The following is a 17,135-nucleotide window of genomic DNA, read 5'->3' as shown; positions in this document are numbered from 1 at the left end:
CCCGATGCCCATGGAGCCCGTAGTACGCACCCCCTCGGCCCTCGCCATGCCCCTCGTACAACGGTTCTTCCGCATCCCGGACCGGCCACCCACCACCCCCCACCTGATCGCCGCCCTCACCACCTGGCGCGGCCCCGACGCCCCCGCCGACCCCGACGACGTGCACCGCACCGCCGCCGACTTCATCCAGCTCGCCGCGGAGACGCACTCCACGCCCACCGCCGAGCTCCCCGCGGTCGCCGACGTCCTGACCCGCACGCTGCTCGCCATCGGCGAACTGGACCTCACCGACGCCGACGCCGTGCGCTTGGGCCCTCAGGACTACGCCCGGCGGCTGCGCGGCGCCGTCCAGGGCGCCGACCGCCGCCTCACCCCCGACGCCGCCTGGTTCCACGACGAACTGCTCGTCGCCGTCTGCCTGCACGTCCTGCACCACCTCGTGCGCCGCTCCCCGTACATCCAGCGGCACATGCCCGAGCGCGCCAGCCGCATCCGCCAGCTCGTCGACCTCAACGACGCCGAGGCGGCCGTCGCCCGCCGCCCCGAACCCTCCCAGGAGGACGCCGACTTCGAGGCCGCGTACGCCCAGGAGGTGCTGCGCCAGCACGGCTGGCTGACCATCGTCGGCGTCGACTTCGCGCACGCGCCCGACCGCTGGCCCCTGGAGGACACCTATCTGAGCCTCCAGGCCGAGGAGAACAGCGGCGGCCCGGTGGCGGGAGCGGGAGGGCAGCAGCGCACCGTCCTCCTCGCCGACCGGGCCTTGGAGGGCCACGAGCGGGTCCTGCTGCGCGGCGTCGCCGGCTCCGGCAAGACGACGCTCGTGCAGTGGCTCGCCGTCGCCGCCGCCCGCGAGGGCGCCCGCGTGCCGTTCGTGCTCCCCGTACGCCGCTTCGCCCGCGAGGGCTTCCCCGCCCCGGACGATTTCCTGCGCGCCGTACGCCACCCGCTCGCCGGCGCGGCGCCCGAGGGCTGGGTCGTCCGCACCCTCCTCGCGGGCCGCGCCCTGCTCCTGGTCGACGGCATCGACGAGGCCCCGGAGGAGACCCGCGGCGCCCTGCGCGACCAGCTCCGCCGCCTGCTGCGCATCTTCTCCGGCACCGCCTGCCTGGTCACCTCGCGGCCCTCCGCCGTGGAGGACGGCTGGCTCGCCCAGGAACGCCTCGCCGAAGAGGGCTTCACGGAGCTGTCGCTCGCCCCGATGTCCCGCGACCAGGTCACCCGCTTCATCCGCGACTGGCACGCCGCGGCGATGAGCGACTCCGGCCAGGACACGGAATCCCTCAAGGAGTACGAGCAGCGCCTGCTGCACTCCGTACGGATCTACCGCGAGCTGCGACAGCTCGCCACCAACCCCCTGATGTGCGGCCTCATATGCGCCCTCAACCGGGACCGCTCGGGCTCCCTGCCCAAGGGCCGCAAGGAGCTCTACGACGCCGCCCTGGAAATGCTCCTGCAGCGCCGCGACCCCGAACGGGACGTGCTGTACGCCGACGACGTACGGCTCCAGCAGGGCGCCCGCGAACTGCTCCTGCGCAAGCTCGCCCACGCCATGCTCGACGAGGGCCTCTCGGAGCTGCCGCGCCGCCGCGTCGTCGACGTCCTGAACCACGCGCTGCCCGCCATCCCCTCCGCCCGGGCCGCGGGCGACGGCGAGAAGATCTTCCGCCACCTGCTGCACCGCACCGGGCTGCTCCGCGAACAGGCGGGCGTCTCGGTCGACTTCATCCACCGCACCTTCCAGGACTACCTGGCGGCCAAGGAGATCGTGGCCCGCGGCGACCTCGACACCCTCGTCGAACACGCCCACCAGCCGGAGTGGGAGGAGGTCATCCGCATGGCCGCCGCCCACGCCCGCCCCGACGAGTGCGCCCGCTTCCTGGAGCGCCTCCTGGCCGCCGCCCCCGGCCTGCGCAGGCCGCACGTCAACCACCGGCGCCTGATGGCCGCCGCCTGCCTCGAACACGTCAGCGAGCTGGACCCTGCCATCCAGGAGCTCGTCCACCGACGCACCAAGAACCTCCTGCGCCCCACCACCGAACAGGGCGCCCGCAGCCTCGGCTGGGTCGGCCCCATCGTCCTGGAGCAGTTGCCCGACCCCGAGCAGATCCCCGGCGACCAGCAGGCACTGCTCCTCGCCATCACCGCGACCCGCGTCCAGGACGACGCGGCCATCGACTACCTCGCCCGGCTGCGCACCCGCACCTCGCTCGCCATCCGCACCGAGCTGGCCCGCCCCTGGCGGCACTTCGACACCGAGCGGTACGCGCGCGAGATCATCGCGCACCTCTCCCCCGAGGGCCTGTACTTCCCCGTCTCCGACGCCGCCGAGCTCGCGGCCCTGCGCGGCCTCGGCGGGCGGCCCCGCATCCAGGTGGCGGGCGTCATGCGCACCGACGAGCTCCTAGCGGGCCTGGTCCCCGACCGGCTCACCCACCTGTGGCTCAACGCGGAGCTGCCCGACCCGGACATGTCGTGGCTGGCCCGCTTCCCCGCCCTGCGCGTCCTGCGCGTCAACCCGCGCCTGCCACGCGTGCGGAACGTACCGGAGGGCGTCTCGATCACCGCCTGACGGCGACCTGCTCCCGTACAGGCGTACGAAAAAGGGGCTGCCCCGGAACCGTACGAAACGGTTCCGGGGCAGCCCCTGTGGCGCGCCCTGTGCGGGCTACGCCTCCTTGCTCAGGTTCGGGCCGGCGCCGCCACCGGCGGCCGACTCGATCGGCGGCACGTCGGGCAGTGCCGCCTTCTCCTCGCCACGGAAGGTGAACGTGGCGGTCTCGCCCTCGCCCTCCGTGTCGACGACCACGATGTGGCCGGGACGGAGCTCACCGAAGAGGATCTTCTCGGAGAGGGTGTCCTCGACCTCGCGCTGGATCGTGCGCCGCAGCGGACGCGCGCCGAGCACCGGGTCGTAACCCTTCTTCGCGAGCAGTTCCTTCGCGGACTGGGAGAGCTCGATGCCCATGTCCCGGTCCTTGAGGCGCTCGTCCACCTTGGTGATCATCAGGTCGACGATCTGGAGGATGTCGTCCTGGCTGAGCTGCGGGAAGACGACGACGTCGTCCACGCGGTTCAGGAACTCCGGGCGGAAGTGCTGCTTCAGCTCGTCGCTGACCTTGTTCTTCATCCGCTCGTAGTTGGACTTCGTGTCGCCCTGGGCCGCGAAGCCGAGGTTGAAGCCCTTCGAGATGTCACGGGTGCCGAGGTTGGTCGTCATGATGATGACCGTGTTCTTGAAGTCGACGACCCGGCCCTGGGAGTCGGTCAGGCGACCGTCCTCCAGGATCTGCAGGAGCGAGTTGAAGATGTCCGGGTGGGCCTTCTCGACCTCGTCGAAAAGGACGACCGAGAACGGCTTGCGGCGGACCTTCTCCGTCAGCTGGCCGCCCTCTTCGTAACCCACGTAACCGGGGGGCGAACCGAAGAGACGCGAGACCGTGTGCTTCTCGCTGAACTCCGACATGTCGAGGGAGATCAGCGCGTCCTCGTCACCGAAGAGGAATTCGGCGAGCGCCTTGGACAGCTCGGTCTTACCGACACCGGACGGGCCCGCGAAGATGAACGAGCCGCCGGGACGCTTCGGGTCCTTCAGACCCGCACGCGTACGCCGGATCGCCTTCGAGAGCGCCTTGACGGCGTCCTTCTGGCCGATGACGCGCTTGTGGAGCTCGTCCTCCATGCGCAGCAGACGGGAGGACTCCTCCTCCGTCAGCTTGAAGACCGGAATGCCGGTCGCCGTGGCCAGGACCTCGGCGATCAGCTCGCCGTCGACCTCGGCGACGACGTCCATGTCGCCGGCCTTCCACTCCTTCTCGCGCTTGGCCTTCGCGGCGAGCAGCTGCTTCTCCTTGTCGCGGAGAGAGGCCGCCTTCTCGAAGTCCTGGGAGTCGATGGCCGACTCCTTGTCGCGACGGACGCCCGCGATCTTCTCGTCGAACTCGCGGAGGTCCGGCGGCGCGGTCATCCGGCGGATGCGCATCCGGGAGCCGGCCTCGTCGATCAGGTCGATCGCCTTGTCGGGCAGGAAGCGGTCCGAGATGTACCGGTCGGCCAGCGTGGCCGCCTGGACGAGGGCCTCGTCGGTGATGGACACACGGTGGTGCGCCTCGTACCGGTCGCGGAGGCCCTTGAGGATCTCGATGGTGTGCGGCAGCGACGGCTCCGCGACCTGGATGGGCTGGAAGCGGCGCTCGAGCGCGGCGTCCTTCTCCAGGTGCTTGCGGTACTCGTCGAGCGTGGTCGCACCGATGGTCTGCAGCTCACCGCGGGCCAGCATCGGCTTGAGGATGCTCGCGGCGTCGATCGCGCCCTCGGCGGCACCCGCACCCACCAGGGTGTGGAGCTCGTCGATGAACAGGATGATGTCGCCGCGGGTGCGGATCTCCTTGAGGACCTTCTTCAGGCGCTCCTCGAAGTCACCGCGGTAGCGCGAGCCGGCGACCAGGGCGCCGAGGTCCAGGGTGTAGAGGTGCTTGTCCTTGAGGGTCTCGGGCACCTCGCCCTTGACGATGGCCTGGGCGAGACCCTCGACGACGGCGGTCTTGCCGACGCCGGGCTCACCGATCAGGACCGGGTTGTTCTTCGTACGGCGGGACAGGACCTGCATGACCCGCTCGATCTCCTTCTCGCGCCCGATCACCGGGTCGAGCTTGGACTCACGAGCGGCCTGGGTCAGATTCCGGCCGAACTGGTCGAGCACCAGGGACGTGGAAGGCGTGCCCTCCGCAGGACCGCCGGCGGTGGCGGTCTCCTTGCCCTGGTAACCGGAGAGCAGCTGGATGACCTGCTGCCGCACCCGGTTGAGATCGGCGCCCAGCTTGACCAGGACCTGGGCGGCGACGCCCTCGCCCTCACGGATCAGGCCGAGCAGGATGTGCTCCGTGCCGATGTAGTTGTGGCCCAGCTGAAGGGCCTCGCGGAGCGAAAGCTCCAGGACCTTCTTGGCACGGGGAGTGAAGGGAATGTGCCCGGACGGAGCCTGCTGGCCCTGCCCGATGATCTCCTCCACCTGCTGGCGGACCGCCTCGAGCGAAATCCCGAGGCTCTCCAGGGCCTTAGCGGCGACACCCTCGCCCTCGTGGATCAAGCCCAGGAGGATGTGCTCGGTGCCGATGTAGTTGTGGTTGAGCATCCGGGCTTCTTCCTGAGCCAGGACGACAACCCGCCGCGCGCGGTCGGTGAACCTCTCGAACATCGTTAATCGCTCCTCAGAGCGGTCAGGCAGTAAAGGGGTCGGTCCCCTCCCTGTCCTTCCGCAGCTTAGTCCCGCAAGCGGGGACCGCTCATTCCAACTGCCGACACCCGGACCCCAACTCGGAGGATCTCCTGACCCCGAACGCCGACAACTGCTCCAACCCGATGGTGCGAGACGATGTTCCCGCAGGCCAGGCAGTTACCCCCACCATCACTACGCCGATGGCGAACGTGACATGCCCAGGACCGCGTGTCGCCCCCTCCCACTAGGGATGTCTTACCCGTAACGACTGACAGTCCATGCAGCGTGCCCCGGTTCCCTCCGCTACGGGCGAACACTCTTGCGCCGCCGAACACGCCCGCACGCCCCCCTGCCGGATACGCACCGCATCTACGGCGCCACACTGCGTAACCCGAGGGCCCTTCCGGCTGTTGCCCGGACATGGCCCCCACAGTTCCTCAGCCCCGAGCGCCTTTCGAGCAGAGCGACCCGGTGCGGCAGTGGTACGAGAACGAGCTCGGCTGGGCGACCGCCCCCGGGCCCGGCCGGGTGCGGCTCCTGACCGGCCTGCGCTTCGACGTCCTTGAACTGCCGGCGGAGGCGGGCTTCGCGGCGCTGCGCCACCTCGGACCGAAGGCCCCGGTGGCGCTGCGCGGGGAAACGATGCGCCTCCTGGTGAGCGCGGGCAGCGCGGAGGAGCTGCCTGGGCTGCTCGACTGGCTGGAGTGGGGACACATCCCCCTCGGCCTCACCGCGATCGGGGCGGGCGGGCGGATCGACGCGCCCGCTCCCCCGGGCTGGTCCGGCTCGCGGGGGGCCGCCGTCTGGCTGCGGCCCCCGGAGCCCGGCTGTGAGGTGGAGCCGACACTGCCTGCGCTGCCGTCCCTGCCAGGGGTGGGACCCCTGTCCGAGGTGGGGGGAGGCGGGACTGCGCTCCACAGCGACCCCGCTGTGGGCTCCGGTCTCGTACGACTGGTGGACACGGCGGCGACACACTGCCACCGGGTCCGGCTGCGGCGTCGCAACCGTCAGCCGTTGGCCTTCTCGTAGGCCTCACGAATGGACGCGGGAACGCGGCCGCGGTCATTGACCTCGAAACCGTTCTCCTTCGCCCAGGCGCGGATCGCGGCCGTGTCCTGGCCACCGCTCGCCGCGGCGGTACGCGTCTTGCCGCGGCCGCTCGAACGGCCCCCGGTGCGCCGACCTGCCTTGACGAAGTCCTCAAGGGCGCCACGGAGCTTGTCCGCGTTCGCCGTGGTGAGGTCGATCTCGTAGGACTTGCCGTCCAGCGCAAACGTCACGGTCTCGTCCGCCTCGCCACCGTCGAGGTCATCGACAAGAAGGACCTGAACCTTCTGTGCCACCGGATTTCCTTTCATCGATAACTGTGAGGCCGGTCCGCGCGACGCACACCGCACGCCGCCGATTCACCGGCCCCTGTTATATGCAGTACTGCAGTACGTCGGAAAGCAAACCGCTTTTGCCGGAAAAACACAAACCCCTGGGAGAGACAGGGGACCCCTAGAAGCCTGGAAACATGCGCGTTTCGGACATAGCCCACCAGGGCAGGGGCGGCTCGGAATACCTGACGGGACGATCACCCGATCACAGATGCAGAAGCATCCGGCTGTTGCCCAAGGTGTTCGGTTTCACTCGTTCGAGGCCAAGGAACTCCGCGACGCCCTCGTCATAGGAACGCAGGAGCTCGCTGTAGACATCTCCGTCGACCGGAGTCTCGCCGATCTCCACGAAGCCGTGCTTCGCGAAGAAGTCGACTTCGAAGGTGAGACAGAAAACCTTGCGGACGCCGAGCCAGCGGGCGGTCTGCAGCAACTTGCCCAACAGCTGATGGCCCACTCCGGCACCCTTGACCTCGGGGTTCACCGCGAGGGTGCGCACTTCCGCGAGGTCTTCCCACATCACGTGCAGAGCGCCGCAGCCGACCAACTCGGCGTTGTCGTCGCGTTCCGCGACCCAGAACTCCTGGATGTCCTCGTAAAGCGTCACCGTCGCTTTGTCCAGGAGGATGCGCTCGCGGACGTAGGAGTCGAGGAGGTGGCGCACGGCCGGCACATCGGAGGTTCGCGCCCTGCGGACGGAGACCGCTTTTGCACTGAGTTCGCTGCGTTCGGATCGTTCAGGTCGTTCGGATCGTTCGGGCCGTTCGGATCGTTCGGATCGTTCGGGGACCTCTGCTGGCATGAGCGGACGCTATCGCTCTGCTTCGTGCTCTGCGGCGCCGGGGTTCCCGGGGTTGTTCGCGGCGTTGCCGGGGTTGTTCCCAGGGTTCCCGGGGTTGTTCCCAGGGTTCCCGGGGTTCTCCGGGCCTTGGACGATACGCATCGCGTCGCTCAGGGCTTCCCGCTGTTCCTCCGACATCATGCCGAAGAAGGCGACCAGTGCGGCGGCCGGGTTGTCGCTCTGCGACCAGGCTTCGTTCATCAGTGCGGCTGCGTAGGCGGCGCGAGTGGAGACCGCCTCATATCGATAGGCGCGGCCTTCCGCTTCGCGGCGCACCCAGCCCTTCTGATGGAGATTGTCCAAAACGGTCATCACGGTGGTGTACGCGATGGACCGTTCCTGCTGAAGGTCTTCCAGGACTTCTCGAACGGTCACGGGGCGGTTCCACTTCCACACCCGCGTCATGACTGAGTCTTCGAGTTCTCCCAATGGACGAGGCACAGCAGAACAATAGTGGGAGACGTCACTATTGGCGTGATGCGTGAGGGACGTGGCGTACCACTAATTTCCACAACAAAAAGGGCGTACGACTCGAATGACACGTCGAGTCGTACGCCGGGTGCTCGGGGCCGTGGCCGGGGGCGAGGTGGCGCCGCCGGTGCGCTCAAGCGCTGCTCAGGCGCTGCCGGTGGCCTTCGGGGTCTGGCCGGCGGCTTCGGCGCGGGAGATCGCGGCGTCCACGGCCGCGTCCTCCTTGGCCTTGTTGGCGCCGCCCTGGGTCTTCACGATCGTCACGATGAGCCCCGTGAAGAACACGGCCATCACTACGGGGGGCACGAGCGCGGAAACGTAGTCCATGCCTCCCAGAGTAGCTAGCCCGCGACGAGCTGGTGCGGCGGGTCCGCGGGTGTCGGCGCGGGCGTCTGCGTGGGCGTCTGCGCGGGGGCCTCGGGGCGGCGCTTCGGCGGGAACACCTCGGCCGGCGTGGGCACCGGGCGGGGCGGCTCCGGGGCGGCGGGCCGCTCGGCGGGCGACTGCGCCCCGTCCCTGTCGCTCAGACCTCCGGGGAGGGCGTGGAGGCGGGCGCGGGAGGCGGGCGCGGGAATGGAGATGGTGGCGGTGGCGGTGGCGGTGGCGACGGGGTCCGGGACGGCGCGGCGTGCGAGACGGGCGCGGACGGCGCGTTCGGCGAGGGCGCGGCAGCGGTCGAGGAGGGCGGCCGCGGTGGGGTTGCCGCGCAGGGCGCGCAGGGCGGCGAGGTCGTCGGCGCCGGGCTGGTAGCCGGCGGCGAGGACATCGTCGAGCAGGGCGAGGTAGCCGGAGGCGGTGCCGGGCAGGGCGGCCCGGTAGCGGGCGAGGTCGGCCACGAGGAAGGCGCGCAGCCTGGCGCCCTCGCGCATCGCTTCGTCGACCGATTCGGCGAGCCGGAGACAGTCCTGGACGTCCTCGTCACGAGCGGGGTCGCGGTCGCGGACGGGGCTGGGGTGCAGGGCGAGCGCCAGGGCGCGACGGAGCACACGCAGCTCCTCCGCACCGAAGGCCATGCCGCCCCGGGATCCGTATGGCGTGGGCATGGACTGACGATACGCGCCAACCGGACAAAATCGGCTTAACGCCACTCGCTGGCGGGGGCGCCTTGGGCGGGGGCGGATTCTGGCGGGGGCGCCTTGGGCGGGGTTCGCCTTCCGCCCGTCTGTGGGGCGGGGCCGCGGGGGTATGTGCGTACTCGCCATCCCTGCGCCCCGCTGCCCGAACAAAGACGGCACAGCTGGCTCGGTGCTCCGTTCGCACATACCCCCACGTCCCCTCGCGAGCGCTCGCGACTGCGGCCCGGTGGGGGTCCCCTGCCTTTGCTTCCCCTGCGTGGCAACTGCGTCCCGTCCCGGGGCAATCCCCACCCACCCGCCCCTACTCCCACAGGACAGCACAGGGCAGTCCCCCACCCCCGCAGGACGTCGCGGGTACACCCACCCCACCCACCCTTATTCCCGCTGTACGGCGCGGGGCAGCCCCCACCCACCCCGCCCCTACTCCCGCAAGGCGGTGCGGGGACACACCCACCCACCCCCGCCCCTACCCCCGCAAGGCATCGCAGGGTGAACACCCAACCACCCGCCCCTACTCGCGGAACGTCGCGGGGTGAGCACCCACCCACCCGCCCCTACCCCCGCAAGACGGTGCGGGGCAAACGGGTGGGTGGGTGGGAGACATCCGCCGCGGAGCGGCGGGCTTGGAGCCCCTACCCCGGCGGGACGGCGCCGGGCACCCCACCCGGGGAGAGACGTCGGCCCCGTCGCGGGGTCAGTCCGGGCGGCGGCGGGCCAAGGCGTAGGCGACCGCGCCTATGCCAAGGCCGGCAACCGCCGCCACCGCGAGCCAGGGCAGCACCCCCGCCCCCGCCCCGGCCAGGGCGGGCGAACGCGGAACCGCCCGGGCCGCCGTCGCCGGCCCACCGGCCACCACCACCAGCGCCGCCGCAACCACCGCAGCCCTCAGTCGTCTCCTGCGCCTCATCCGCCCCAGTCCGCCCCACACCGCCCAAGTCCCCGTGCCAGCGCAGACTCTCGCAGAAGGGGGCGGGTTGTGCACACGAAGCGTCGGCTATCGGTCAGGCGCGGGAGATGTTCCGCTCGTAGACGAGCCGGAGTCCGATCAGCGTCAGCCACGGTTCGTGCTCGTCGATGACCGAGGCCTCGCCGAGCACCATGGGAGCCAGACCACCCGTGGCGATCACCGTGACGTCGTCGGGGTCGCCCCCCGCGCCCGCGAGCTCGCGTGCCATGCGGTTCACCACGCCGTCGACCTGGCCCGCGAAGCCGTACAGGATGCCCGCCTGCATGGCCTCCACCGTGTTCTTGCCGATGACGCTGCGCGGACGGGCCAGTTCGATCTTGCGGAGCTGTGCGCCGCGTACCCCGAGGGCCTCCACGGAGATCTCGATGCCGGGGGCGATGACCCCACCGGCGTACTCCCCGCGCGCGGAGACCGCGTCGAAGGTCGTCGCCGTGCCGAAGTCGACGACGATGGCGGGGCCTCCGTAGAGCTCCACCGCCGCCACCGCGTTGATGATGCGGTCGGCGCCGACCTCCTTGGGGTTGTCCATGAGGATCGGGACGCCGGTCTTGATGCCGGGCTCGACGAGGACGGCGGGGACGTCTCCGTAGTAGCGGCGGGTGACCTCGCGCAGTTCGTGCAGGACCGAGGGGACCGTGGAGCAGATCGCGATGCCGTCGATGCCGTCGCCGAGCTCGTCGCCGAGCAGGGGGTGCATGCCCATCAGACCGTGGAGCAGGACGGCCAGCTCGTCGGCGGTGCGCCGCGCATCGGTGGAGATGCGCCAGTGCTCGACGATGTCCTCACCGTCGAAGAGGCCGAGGACGGTGTGGGTGTTGCCCACGTCGATCGTGAGAAGCATCAGTCCCGCACCGCTTCCCGCAGGTCGAGGCCGATGTCGAGGATCGGCGAGGAGTGCGTGAGGGCGCCCACCGCGAGGTAGTCGACGCCCGTCTCGGCGTACGCCCGGGCGTTCTCCAGGGTGAGGCGGCCCGAGGATTCGAGGAAGGCGCGGCCGGCCACGATCGCGACGGCCTCCGCCGTCTCGCCCGGCGTGAAGTTGTCCAGGAGGATCAGGTCGGCGCCCGCGTCGACGACCTCGCGGAGCTGGTGGAGCGTGTCGACCTCGACCTCGATCGGCACGTCGGGGAACTGCTCGCGTACGGCCTTGAAGGCTTGTGCCACGCCGCCCGCGGCGACCACGTGGTTGTCCTTGACCAGGGCCGCGTCGGAGAGCGACATGCGGTGGTTGACGCCGCCGCCCGCGCGGACCGCGTACTTCTCCAGGGCGCGGTAGCCCGGCGTCGTCTTGCGGGTGTCGCGGACCTTCGCCTTGGTGCCGTCGAGCGCGTCGGCCCACGCGCGCGTGGCGGTCGCGATGCCGGAGAGGCGGCACAGGATGTTCAGCGCGCTGCGCTCGGCGGTGAGCAGGTCGCGGGTGCGGGTGGTGACGCTCAGCAGGATGTCGCCCGCCGCCACGCGGTCGCCGTCCTCGACGTGCCGCTCGACCTCGAACTCCTCCTCGCACACCACCGACATGACCGCTTCGGCGACGCGCAGGCCCGCGACGGTGCCCGCCTCGCGCGCGGCGAAGTCGGCGGTGGCGACGGCGTCTTCGGGGATGGTGGCGGCCGTGGTGACGTCCACGCCGCCGGCCAGGTCCTCCTCGATGGCCATGTGCGCGATGTCCTCGATCTGGAGGGGGTCGAGGCCCGCCTCGGCGAGGAGCCGCGCGAGAGCGGGGTCGAGGCCGCACTCCAGGGGGTCGAACGCGTCGTCCCCGCCGCAGCCGCAGGCGTCGCCGCAGCCACCGGCGGCTGTGGGGGCGAGGGGGAGGTCGTCGGGGGTGCTCACGGTCACTTCTCCTGGGGACTGGGACGGGTCGGAGGGAAGTCGGGGGTCTCTGTGGTGTGCGCCGCCAGCGTCCTGTCGGGATTCAGGCGTACGACGATGTGGCGGCGCCAGGCCGCGTCGTCGCGGTCGGCGTGGTCCTCGCGCCAGTGGCAGCCGCGGGTCTCCTCGCGGCGCTGGGCGGCGGCCACCAGGACGCGGGCGACGCACAGGAGGTTGGTGGTCTCCCAGGTGTCGACGCCGGGCTCGGCCGTCTTGCCGTGCTCGGCGAGCGCCCCCGCGGCCTCCGCGTGGATGCGGGCGAGGCGTGCCGCGGCCTCGGTGAGGGACGAGGCGGAGCGGAGGACTCCGGCGCCCTCGGTCATGACGCGCTGGATGGCGAAGCGGGCCTCGGCCGGCAGCAGGGGGTGCGTCGGCGTCTCGGGCGGGGTGACGGGGACCGGCACGCGCGCGTGGAGGGCGTTCTCCGCGTGGCGGGCCGTGATGTCGGCGGCGATGCGCTCGGCGTAGACGAGGCCTTCAAGCAGGGAGTTGGAGGCCAGGCGGTTGGCGCCGTGGACGCCGGTGCAGGCGACCTCTCCGCACGCGTACAGACCCGGGACGGTGGTGCGGCCGTGCCGGTCGGTGCGGACGCCTCCGGAGGCGTAGTGCGCGGCGGGGGCGACCGGGATGGGCTCGGTGACCGGGTCGATGCCGTGGCTGCGGCAGGCGGCGAGGATCGTCGGGAAGCGGTTCTCCCACATGTCGGCGCCGAAGTGCCGGGCGTCGAGGTACATGTGCTCGGCGCCGCGCTCCTGCATGCGGCGCGTGATGCCCTTGGCGACGATGTCGCGGGGCGCGAGCTCGGCGAGCTCGTGCTGTCCGACCATGAAGCGCACGCCGTCGGCGTCCACGAGGTGCGCGCCCTCGCCCCGGACGGCTTCGGAGACCAGCGGCTGCTGGCCCTCCGCGTCCGCGCCGAGGAAGAGCACCGTGGGGTGGAACTGCACGAATTCGAGGTCGGAGACCTCGGCGCCCGCGCGCAGGGCGAGCGCGACGCCGTCGCCCGTGGAGACGGACGGGTTCGTGGTGGCCGAGAAGACCTGGCCCATGCCGCCGGTCGCGAGGACCACGGCGGGGGCGTGGACGGCTCCCACGCCGTCGTGCTGGCCCTCTCCCATGACGTGCAGGGAGATACCGGCGGTGCGGCCGTCGGCGTCCGTCAGGAGGTCGAGCACCAGCGCGTTCTCCACCGTCGGTATGCCGCGGGCGCGGACAGCTTCGACGAGGGCGCGGGAGATCTCCGCTCCGGTGGCGTCGCCGCCCGCGTGCACGATGCGGCGGCGGTGGTGGCCGCCCTCGCGGGTGAGCTCGATGGCGCCTTCGGGGCCGGTGTCGAAGTGGGCGCCGGTCTCGATGAGGCGGCGTACGGCATCGGGGCCCTCGGTGACGAGGATGCGGACTGCCTCCTCGTCGCACAGGCCGACGCCGGCCACGAGCGTGTCGTCCAGGTGCTGTTCGGGGGTGTCGCCCTCGCCGAGCGCCGCGGCGACGCCGCCCTGGGCCCAGCGGGTGGAGCCGTCGTCCAGACGGGCCTTGGTCACCACGACGGTCTTCACTCCGGCGGCCGCGCAGCGCAGGGCGGCGGTCAGTCCGGCCACTCCGGAGCCGACGACCACGACGTCGGCGTCGAGGGACCAGCCGGGGGCGGGGGCATGCAGCCGTATTCCGGTGGCACTCATACGGCGACTCCGAACGTCAGCGGGATGTTGTCGATCAGCCGCGTCGAGCCGACCTTGGCGGCGACGGCCAGGACGGCCTCACCGGTGTGTCCGGGGCGGACCGGGGTGAAGTCGGCGGGGTCCACCAGCGCGACGTAGTCCAGCTCCAGCGGGGGGTGCAGGCGCGCCGCGTCGTCGAGGACCAGCCGGGCCGCCGCGACGACGGCGGCGGGGCCGCCCCCGGGCGCTGCGGGGTCCGTGGACTCCGCCACGGCGTGGGCGTCGGCGGCGGCGCGGGACTCGCCCATGGCGTTCAGCGCGTCGGCACGCGCGCGTGAGGCGGGTGCGCTGGCGGCCCGCGCGCGGAGGGCCTCCTGCGCGGCGTGCCGGTCGCGGCCCGCGAAGAGGGCATGGGAGAGGGCGAGGGCGGTGCGCCGCTCGCCGGGTGCGAGGTAGCGGTTGCGGCTGGAGAGGGCCAGGCCGTCGTCCTCGCGGACGGTGGGGACGCCGACGATCTCCACGGGGAAGTTGAGGTCGCGCACCATGCGGCGGATCAGGGCGAGCTGCTGGGCGTCCTTCTGCCCGAACAGCGCCACGTCGGGCCCGGTGAGGTGCAGCAGCTTGGCGACGACGGTGAGCATGCCGTCGAAGTGGCCGGGGCGCGTGGCCCCTTCGAGGACGGTGCCCATGGGGCCCGCGCTGACGCGGACCTGCGGCTCGCCTCCCGGATAGACCTCGTCCACGCCGGGGGCGAACACGATGTCGGCGCCCGCCTGGGCGGCGATCTTGACGTCGGCGTCGAGGGTGCGGGGATAGCGGTCCAGGTCCTCGCCCGCCCCGAACTGCAGCGGGTTCACGAAGACCGTGACGACGACCTCGCCCTCGGGGCCCGCGACGCGGCGGGCGGCGCGGATCAGCGAGGCGTGCCCGTCGTGCAGGGCTCCCATGGTCATGACGACGGCACGGCGGCCCGCGCGCGTGCGCGTGCGCAGGGACTCGGCGGTGTGCAGGAGGGTGGGGTGCGTGCTGGCCGGGCCGGTCATCGGGGCCCTCCTTCGGGCGTGGTGCCGCCTTCCGCTCCGTGGGCGAGCACGCCGAGGAGGTCCTCGGCGAGCTCCGGCTTGAGCAGGCCGTGCGCGAGGGCGCGGTCCGCGGTGGCGCGGGCCATCGCGAGATAGCCGGCGACGGTCTGCGGGGCGTGCTTGCGGAGCTCGGCGACATGGGCGGCGACGGTGCCTGCGTCCCCGCGCGCGACGGGTCCCGTGAGCGCCGCGTCGCCCGAACGCAGCGCGTTGTCCAGGGCGGCGCCGAGCAGCGGGCCGAGCATCCGGTCCGGCTGGGCGACACCGGCGTCCCGCAGCAGGTCCATGGACTCGGCGACCAGGGTGACCAGGTGGTTCGCGCCCAGGGCGAGGGCCGCGTGGTACAGCGGGCGGTTCTCCTCGGCGATCCACTCGGGCTCGCCGCCCATCTCGATGACCAGGGCCTCGGCGGCGAGCCGCAGCTCCTCGGGGGCGGTCACGCCGAAGGAGCAGCCGGCCAGGCGCTGTACGTCGACGGGGGTGCCGGTGAACGTCATGGCGGGGTGCAGCGCCAGCGGCAGGGCGCCGGCGCGCAGGGCGGGCTCGAGGACTTTGGTGCCGTACCGCCCGGAGGTGTGCACGAGCAGCTGGCCGGGGCGGACGGCTCCGGTCTCCGCGAGGCCCTCGACGAGGCCGGGCAGGGCGTCGTCGGGGACGGTCAGGAGCACCAGGTCGGCCCGCTCGAGGACCTCGGCGGGCGGGACGAGGGGGACGTCGGGCAGCAGCGCGGCGGCTCGTCGCACCGACGAGTCGGAGACGCCGGACGCGGCCACCGGGCGGTGCCCGGCGAGCTGCAGCGACGCGGCGAGCGCGGGGCCGACACGGCCCGCTCCCACGACTCCCACGGTGAGCCTCGCGGGGCGGTCCCGCGGGTCTGGCTGATGCGATGCGTTCACGCGGCGGCGCCTTCCGTTCCAGTCCGCTCGGGGTACCGGACGATTTCTCGTCATGCTAACGCGATCGGTCCGCGCCGCGTCTTCCGCTGTCCACAGGCTGTGGTTATTCATATGACCGGTGGCGGTGGACGGGCCATGCTCGGAGAATGCCCTCCCACATCACAGCCGAAGAGCAGCAGGCGGCCCGCCGTCGTGCCGCGTCGCTGGGCGCGACCCGCACCCTGCACCGTCCCGTCCTGCACACCCCGCTCGCCGAGCGGCTTTCGGCCCTGGCGGCCGCCGCTCCCGAGGTGGTCGGCCCCGACGATCCCACCGACATCTACGGCGACGGTGTCGTCGCCACCCTGGAGAGCGAGGTCGCGCGTCTGCTCGGCAAGGAGGACGCCGCGTTCTTCCCGACCGGGACCATGGCGCAACAGGTCGCGCTGCGCTGCTGGGCGGGCCGTACGGGCAACGCGACGGTGGCGCTCCATCCGAAGGCGCACCCCGAGCTCCACGAAGGGGGCGCCTTCTCGGCGGTCAGCGGGCTGCGCACCGTACATCCGACGGGTGAGCCGCGACTGCCGACCGCGGACGAGGTGCGGGACTTCGAGGAGCCCTTCGGGACGCTGATGCTCGAACTGCCGCTCCGGGACGCGGGTTTCGTCCTGCCGGAGTGGGAGGAGCTGGAGGAGGTCGTGGCGGCGGCACGCGAGAGGGACGCCGTCGTGCACTTCGACGGCGCCCGTCTGTGGGAGTGCACGCCGCACTTCGGTCGCGGCCTCGCGGAGATCGCCGGGCTCGCCGACTCCGTGTACGTGTCGTTCTACAAGTCGCTCGAAGGGCTGAGCGGCGCCGCGCTGGCCGGGCCGCGCACGCTCGTCGAGGAGGCGAGGGTGTGGCGCCACCGCTACGGAGGCCAGCTTTTCCAGCAGTTCCCGACGGCGGTGTCGGCCCTTCTCGGCCTGAAGAACACGCTGCCCAGGCTGCCCGATTACGTCGCCCACGCGCGCGTGGTCGCCGAGGCGCTGCGGGACGGGTTCACGGCCGCCGGGGTGCCCTGGTCGCGCGTGCACCCCGAGCGCCCGTACACCCATCAGTTCCAGGTCTGGCTGCCGTACGCGCCGGACGTGCTGGGCGAGGCCGGTCTCGGGCAGGCCGAGGAGACCGGCACCCTGCTCTTCGGGCGCTGGTTCCCCGACGGGCCGCCGGGCCTCTCGGTCACGGAGGTCACCGTGACCGAGGCGGGCCTGAAGTGGACGGCCGACGACGTCACGGAAGCGGTCGCGGAGTTCGTGCGACGGATCCCCCGCTGAGCCGGCCGCCGCGGGCGAGCCGGGCCAGGGCGGCGCGGAACCTGCCGCGTGCGGGGCGCTCCGCCACGACGGCGCGGAACCGGCCGTAGTCGCGGACCTCACGCACGGCCTGCCAGTCGTGGGCGCCGGGCGCGGGCGGCGTCGGCCGGCCGTGCTGGGCGGCGCGGTAGGCGTCGAGGAGGTACTGCTGGGTGACGCTCATGACGGTTCACCTTTCTGGATGAATAGTACTTAACGGACAGCGAATGGTCGCGGGAATCCCGGGCCCGGTGCCGTGGAGAGCGAAGGAGGGGGGCGAAGGGGTGGGAGCAGGGGTGAGGGGAAGGGGCCGAAGGCTTCAGCGGCTTCGGCGATGACTACAGCCTGCTCCCGCCACCCCG

15 protein-coding genes are annotated in these 17,135 nt (G+C 71.9%); 3 read left to right on the top strand and 12 right to left on the bottom strand.

Going from position 1 to position 17,135, the window contains the following annotated elements; translation table 11 throughout:
- The first annotated feature begins 10 nt into the window (after window positions 1-10).
- Window positions 11-2,572 carry an NACHT domain-containing protein gene (locus ACZ56E_RS32945; RefSeq protein WP_471219785.1) on the top strand — a complete coding sequence of 854 codons (2,562 nt, stop codon included), beginning with the start codon at window positions 11-13 and terminating at the stop codon, window positions 2,570-2,572.
- A gap of 96 nt (window positions 2,573-2,668) precedes the next feature.
- On the opposite strand, the gene ACZ56E_RS32940 is transcribed toward ACZ56E_RS32945, so the two are convergent.
- Window positions 2,669-5,197, bottom strand: a complete 2,529-nt coding sequence (locus ACZ56E_RS32940; protein WP_363248329.1) for an ATP-dependent Clp protease ATP-binding subunit — start codon at window positions 5,195-5,197, stop codon at window positions 2,669-2,671.
- A gap of 441 nt (window positions 5,198-5,638) precedes the next feature.
- Here ACZ56E_RS32940 and ACZ56E_RS32935 point away from each other — a divergent pair, with 441 nt between their 5' ends.
- Window positions 5,639-6,247: an SCO3374 family protein gene (locus ACZ56E_RS32935; protein WP_471219783.1), complete on the top strand. Its 609-nt coding sequence runs from the start codon at window positions 5,639-5,641 to the stop codon at window positions 6,245-6,247.
- On the opposite strand, the gene ACZ56E_RS32930 is transcribed toward ACZ56E_RS32935, so the two are convergent.
- From ACZ56E_RS32930 to ACZ56E_RS32885, 10 genes are all read right to left on the bottom strand, one after another.
- Window positions 6,226-6,561: an Lsr2 family protein gene (locus tag ACZ56E_RS32930; RefSeq protein ID WP_398302523.1), complete on the bottom strand. Its 336-nt coding sequence runs from the start codon at window positions 6,559-6,561 to the stop codon at window positions 6,226-6,228. The genes ACZ56E_RS32935 and ACZ56E_RS32930 overlap by 22 nt on opposite strands.
- Before the next feature lie 241 nt (window positions 6,562-6,802).
- A complete protein-coding gene (locus ACZ56E_RS32925) occupies window positions 6,803-7,399 on the bottom strand; it encodes an amino-acid N-acetyltransferase (RefSeq protein WP_471219782.1) in 597 nt (198 codons plus the stop codon).
- Between the two features lie 9 nt (window positions 7,400-7,408).
- On the bottom strand, window positions 7,409-7,843 hold the full coding sequence (locus ACZ56E_RS32920; protein ID WP_471219779.1) for a BlaI/MecI/CopY family transcriptional regulator: 435 nt from the start codon (window positions 7,841-7,843) through the stop codon (window positions 7,409-7,411).
- Between the two features lie 210 nt (window positions 7,844-8,053).
- Window positions 8,054-8,236: a hypothetical protein gene (locus ACZ56E_RS32915; protein WP_398302517.1), complete on the bottom strand. Its 183-nt coding sequence runs from the start codon at window positions 8,234-8,236 to the stop codon at window positions 8,054-8,056.
- 14 nt (window positions 8,237-8,250) lie between these two features.
- A complete protein-coding gene (locus ACZ56E_RS32910) occupies window positions 8,251-8,952 on the bottom strand; it encodes a hypothetical protein (RefSeq protein ID WP_471219778.1) in 702 nt (233 codons plus the stop codon).
- A 1,034-nt stretch (window positions 8,953-9,986) separates the two neighbouring features.
- Window positions 9,987-10,793, bottom strand: coding sequence for a type III pantothenate kinase (locus ACZ56E_RS32905; protein WP_365359611.1), 807 nt, complete (start codon window positions 10,791-10,793; stop codon window positions 9,987-9,989).
- On the bottom strand, window positions 10,793-11,785 hold the full coding sequence (gene nadC / locus ACZ56E_RS32900) for a carboxylating nicotinate-nucleotide diphosphorylase (RefSeq protein WP_471219776.1): 993 nt from the start codon (window positions 11,783-11,785) through the stop codon (window positions 10,793-10,795). The genes ACZ56E_RS32905 and nadC overlap by 1 nt, the downstream gene beginning before the upstream one ends.
- 2 nt (window positions 11,786-11,787) lie before the next feature.
- On the bottom strand, window positions 11,788-13,503 hold the full coding sequence (locus ACZ56E_RS32895; RefSeq protein ID WP_471219774.1) for an L-aspartate oxidase: 1,716 nt from the start codon (window positions 13,501-13,503) through the stop codon (window positions 11,788-11,790).
- Window positions 13,500-14,525, bottom strand: a complete 1,026-nt coding sequence (gene panC / locus ACZ56E_RS32890; RefSeq protein ID WP_471219771.1) for a pantoate--beta-alanine ligase — start codon at window positions 14,523-14,525, stop codon at window positions 13,500-13,502. Before panC ends, ACZ56E_RS32895 begins: the two co-directional genes overlap by 4 nt.
- Window positions 14,522-15,460: a Rossmann-like and DUF2520 domain-containing protein gene (locus ACZ56E_RS32885; protein ID WP_471219769.1), complete on the bottom strand. Its 939-nt coding sequence runs from the start codon at window positions 15,458-15,460 to the stop codon at window positions 14,522-14,524. Before ACZ56E_RS32885 ends, panC begins: the two co-directional genes overlap by 4 nt.
- Before the next feature lie 146 nt (window positions 15,461-15,606).
- Here ACZ56E_RS32885 and ACZ56E_RS32880 point away from each other — a divergent pair, with 146 nt between their 5' ends.
- Window positions 15,607-16,755 (top strand): threonine aldolase family protein, encoded by a 1,149-nt coding sequence (locus ACZ56E_RS32880; RefSeq protein WP_471219767.1) that lies wholly within the window; start codon window positions 15,607-15,609, stop codon window positions 16,753-16,755.
- Here ACZ56E_RS32880 and ACZ56E_RS32875 read toward each other — a convergent pair.
- Complete coding sequence (locus tag ACZ56E_RS32875; protein WP_468608514.1) at window positions 16,712-16,957, bottom strand: hypothetical protein; 246 nt, start codon at window positions 16,955-16,957, stop codon at window positions 16,712-16,714. The two genes, ACZ56E_RS32880 and ACZ56E_RS32875, sit on opposite strands and share 44 nt — an antisense overlap.
- Between the last annotated feature and the right edge of the window lie 178 nt (window positions 16,958-17,135).

Source organism: Streptomyces sp. NPDC039480 (assembly GCF_055597165.1).
The sequence above is the reverse complement of the archived record's forward strand: the minus strand, read 5'-3'. Positions and strand labels throughout refer to the sequence as shown.

What these genes read in the sequence shown, in the direction of transcription:
- ACZ56E_RS32945 (WP_471219785.1), top strand. Translation starts at nt 11, where the DNA reads ATGGAGCCCGTAGTACGCACCCCCTCGGCCCTCGCCATGCCCCTCGTA.
- ACZ56E_RS32940 (WP_363248329.1), bottom strand. Translation starts at nt 5,197, where the DNA reads ATGTTCGAGAGGTTCACCGACCGCGCGCGGCGGGTTGTCGTCCTGGCT.
- ACZ56E_RS32935 (WP_471219783.1), top strand. Translation starts at nt 5,639, where the DNA reads ATGGCCCCCACAGTTCCTCAGCCCCGAGCGCCTTTCGAGCAGAGCGAC.
- ACZ56E_RS32925 (WP_471219782.1), bottom strand. Translation starts at nt 7,399, where the DNA reads ATGCCAGCAGAGGTCCCCGAACGATCCGAACGATCCGAACGGCCCGAA.
- ACZ56E_RS32920 (WP_471219779.1), bottom strand. Translation starts at nt 7,843, where the DNA reads ATGACGCGGGTGTGGAAGTGGAACCGCCCCGTGACCGTTCGAGAAGTC.
- ACZ56E_RS32915 (WP_398302517.1), bottom strand. Translation starts at nt 8,236, where the DNA reads ATGGACTACGTTTCCGCGCTCGTGCCCCCCGTAGTGATGGCCGTGTTC.
- ACZ56E_RS32910 (WP_471219778.1), bottom strand. Translation starts at nt 8,952, where the DNA reads ATGCCCACGCCATACGGATCCCGGGGCGGCATGGCCTTCGGTGCGGAG.
- ACZ56E_RS32905 (WP_365359611.1), bottom strand. Translation starts at nt 10,793, where the DNA reads ATGCTTCTCACGATCGACGTGGGCAACACCCACACCGTCCTCGGCCTC.
- ACZ56E_RS32895 (WP_471219774.1), bottom strand. Translation starts at nt 13,503, where the DNA reads ATGAGTGCCACCGGAATACGGCTGCATGCCCCCGCCCCCGGCTGGTCC.
- panC (WP_471219771.1), bottom strand. Translation starts at nt 14,525, where the DNA reads ATGACCGGCCCGGCCAGCACGCACCCCACCCTCCTGCACACCGCCGAG.
- ACZ56E_RS32880 (WP_471219767.1), top strand. Translation starts at nt 15,607, where the DNA reads ATGCCCTCCCACATCACAGCCGAAGAGCAGCAGGCGGCCCGCCGTCGT.
- ACZ56E_RS32875 (WP_468608514.1), bottom strand. Translation starts at nt 16,957, where the DNA reads ATGAGCGTCACCCAGCAGTACCTCCTCGACGCCTACCGCGCCGCCCAG.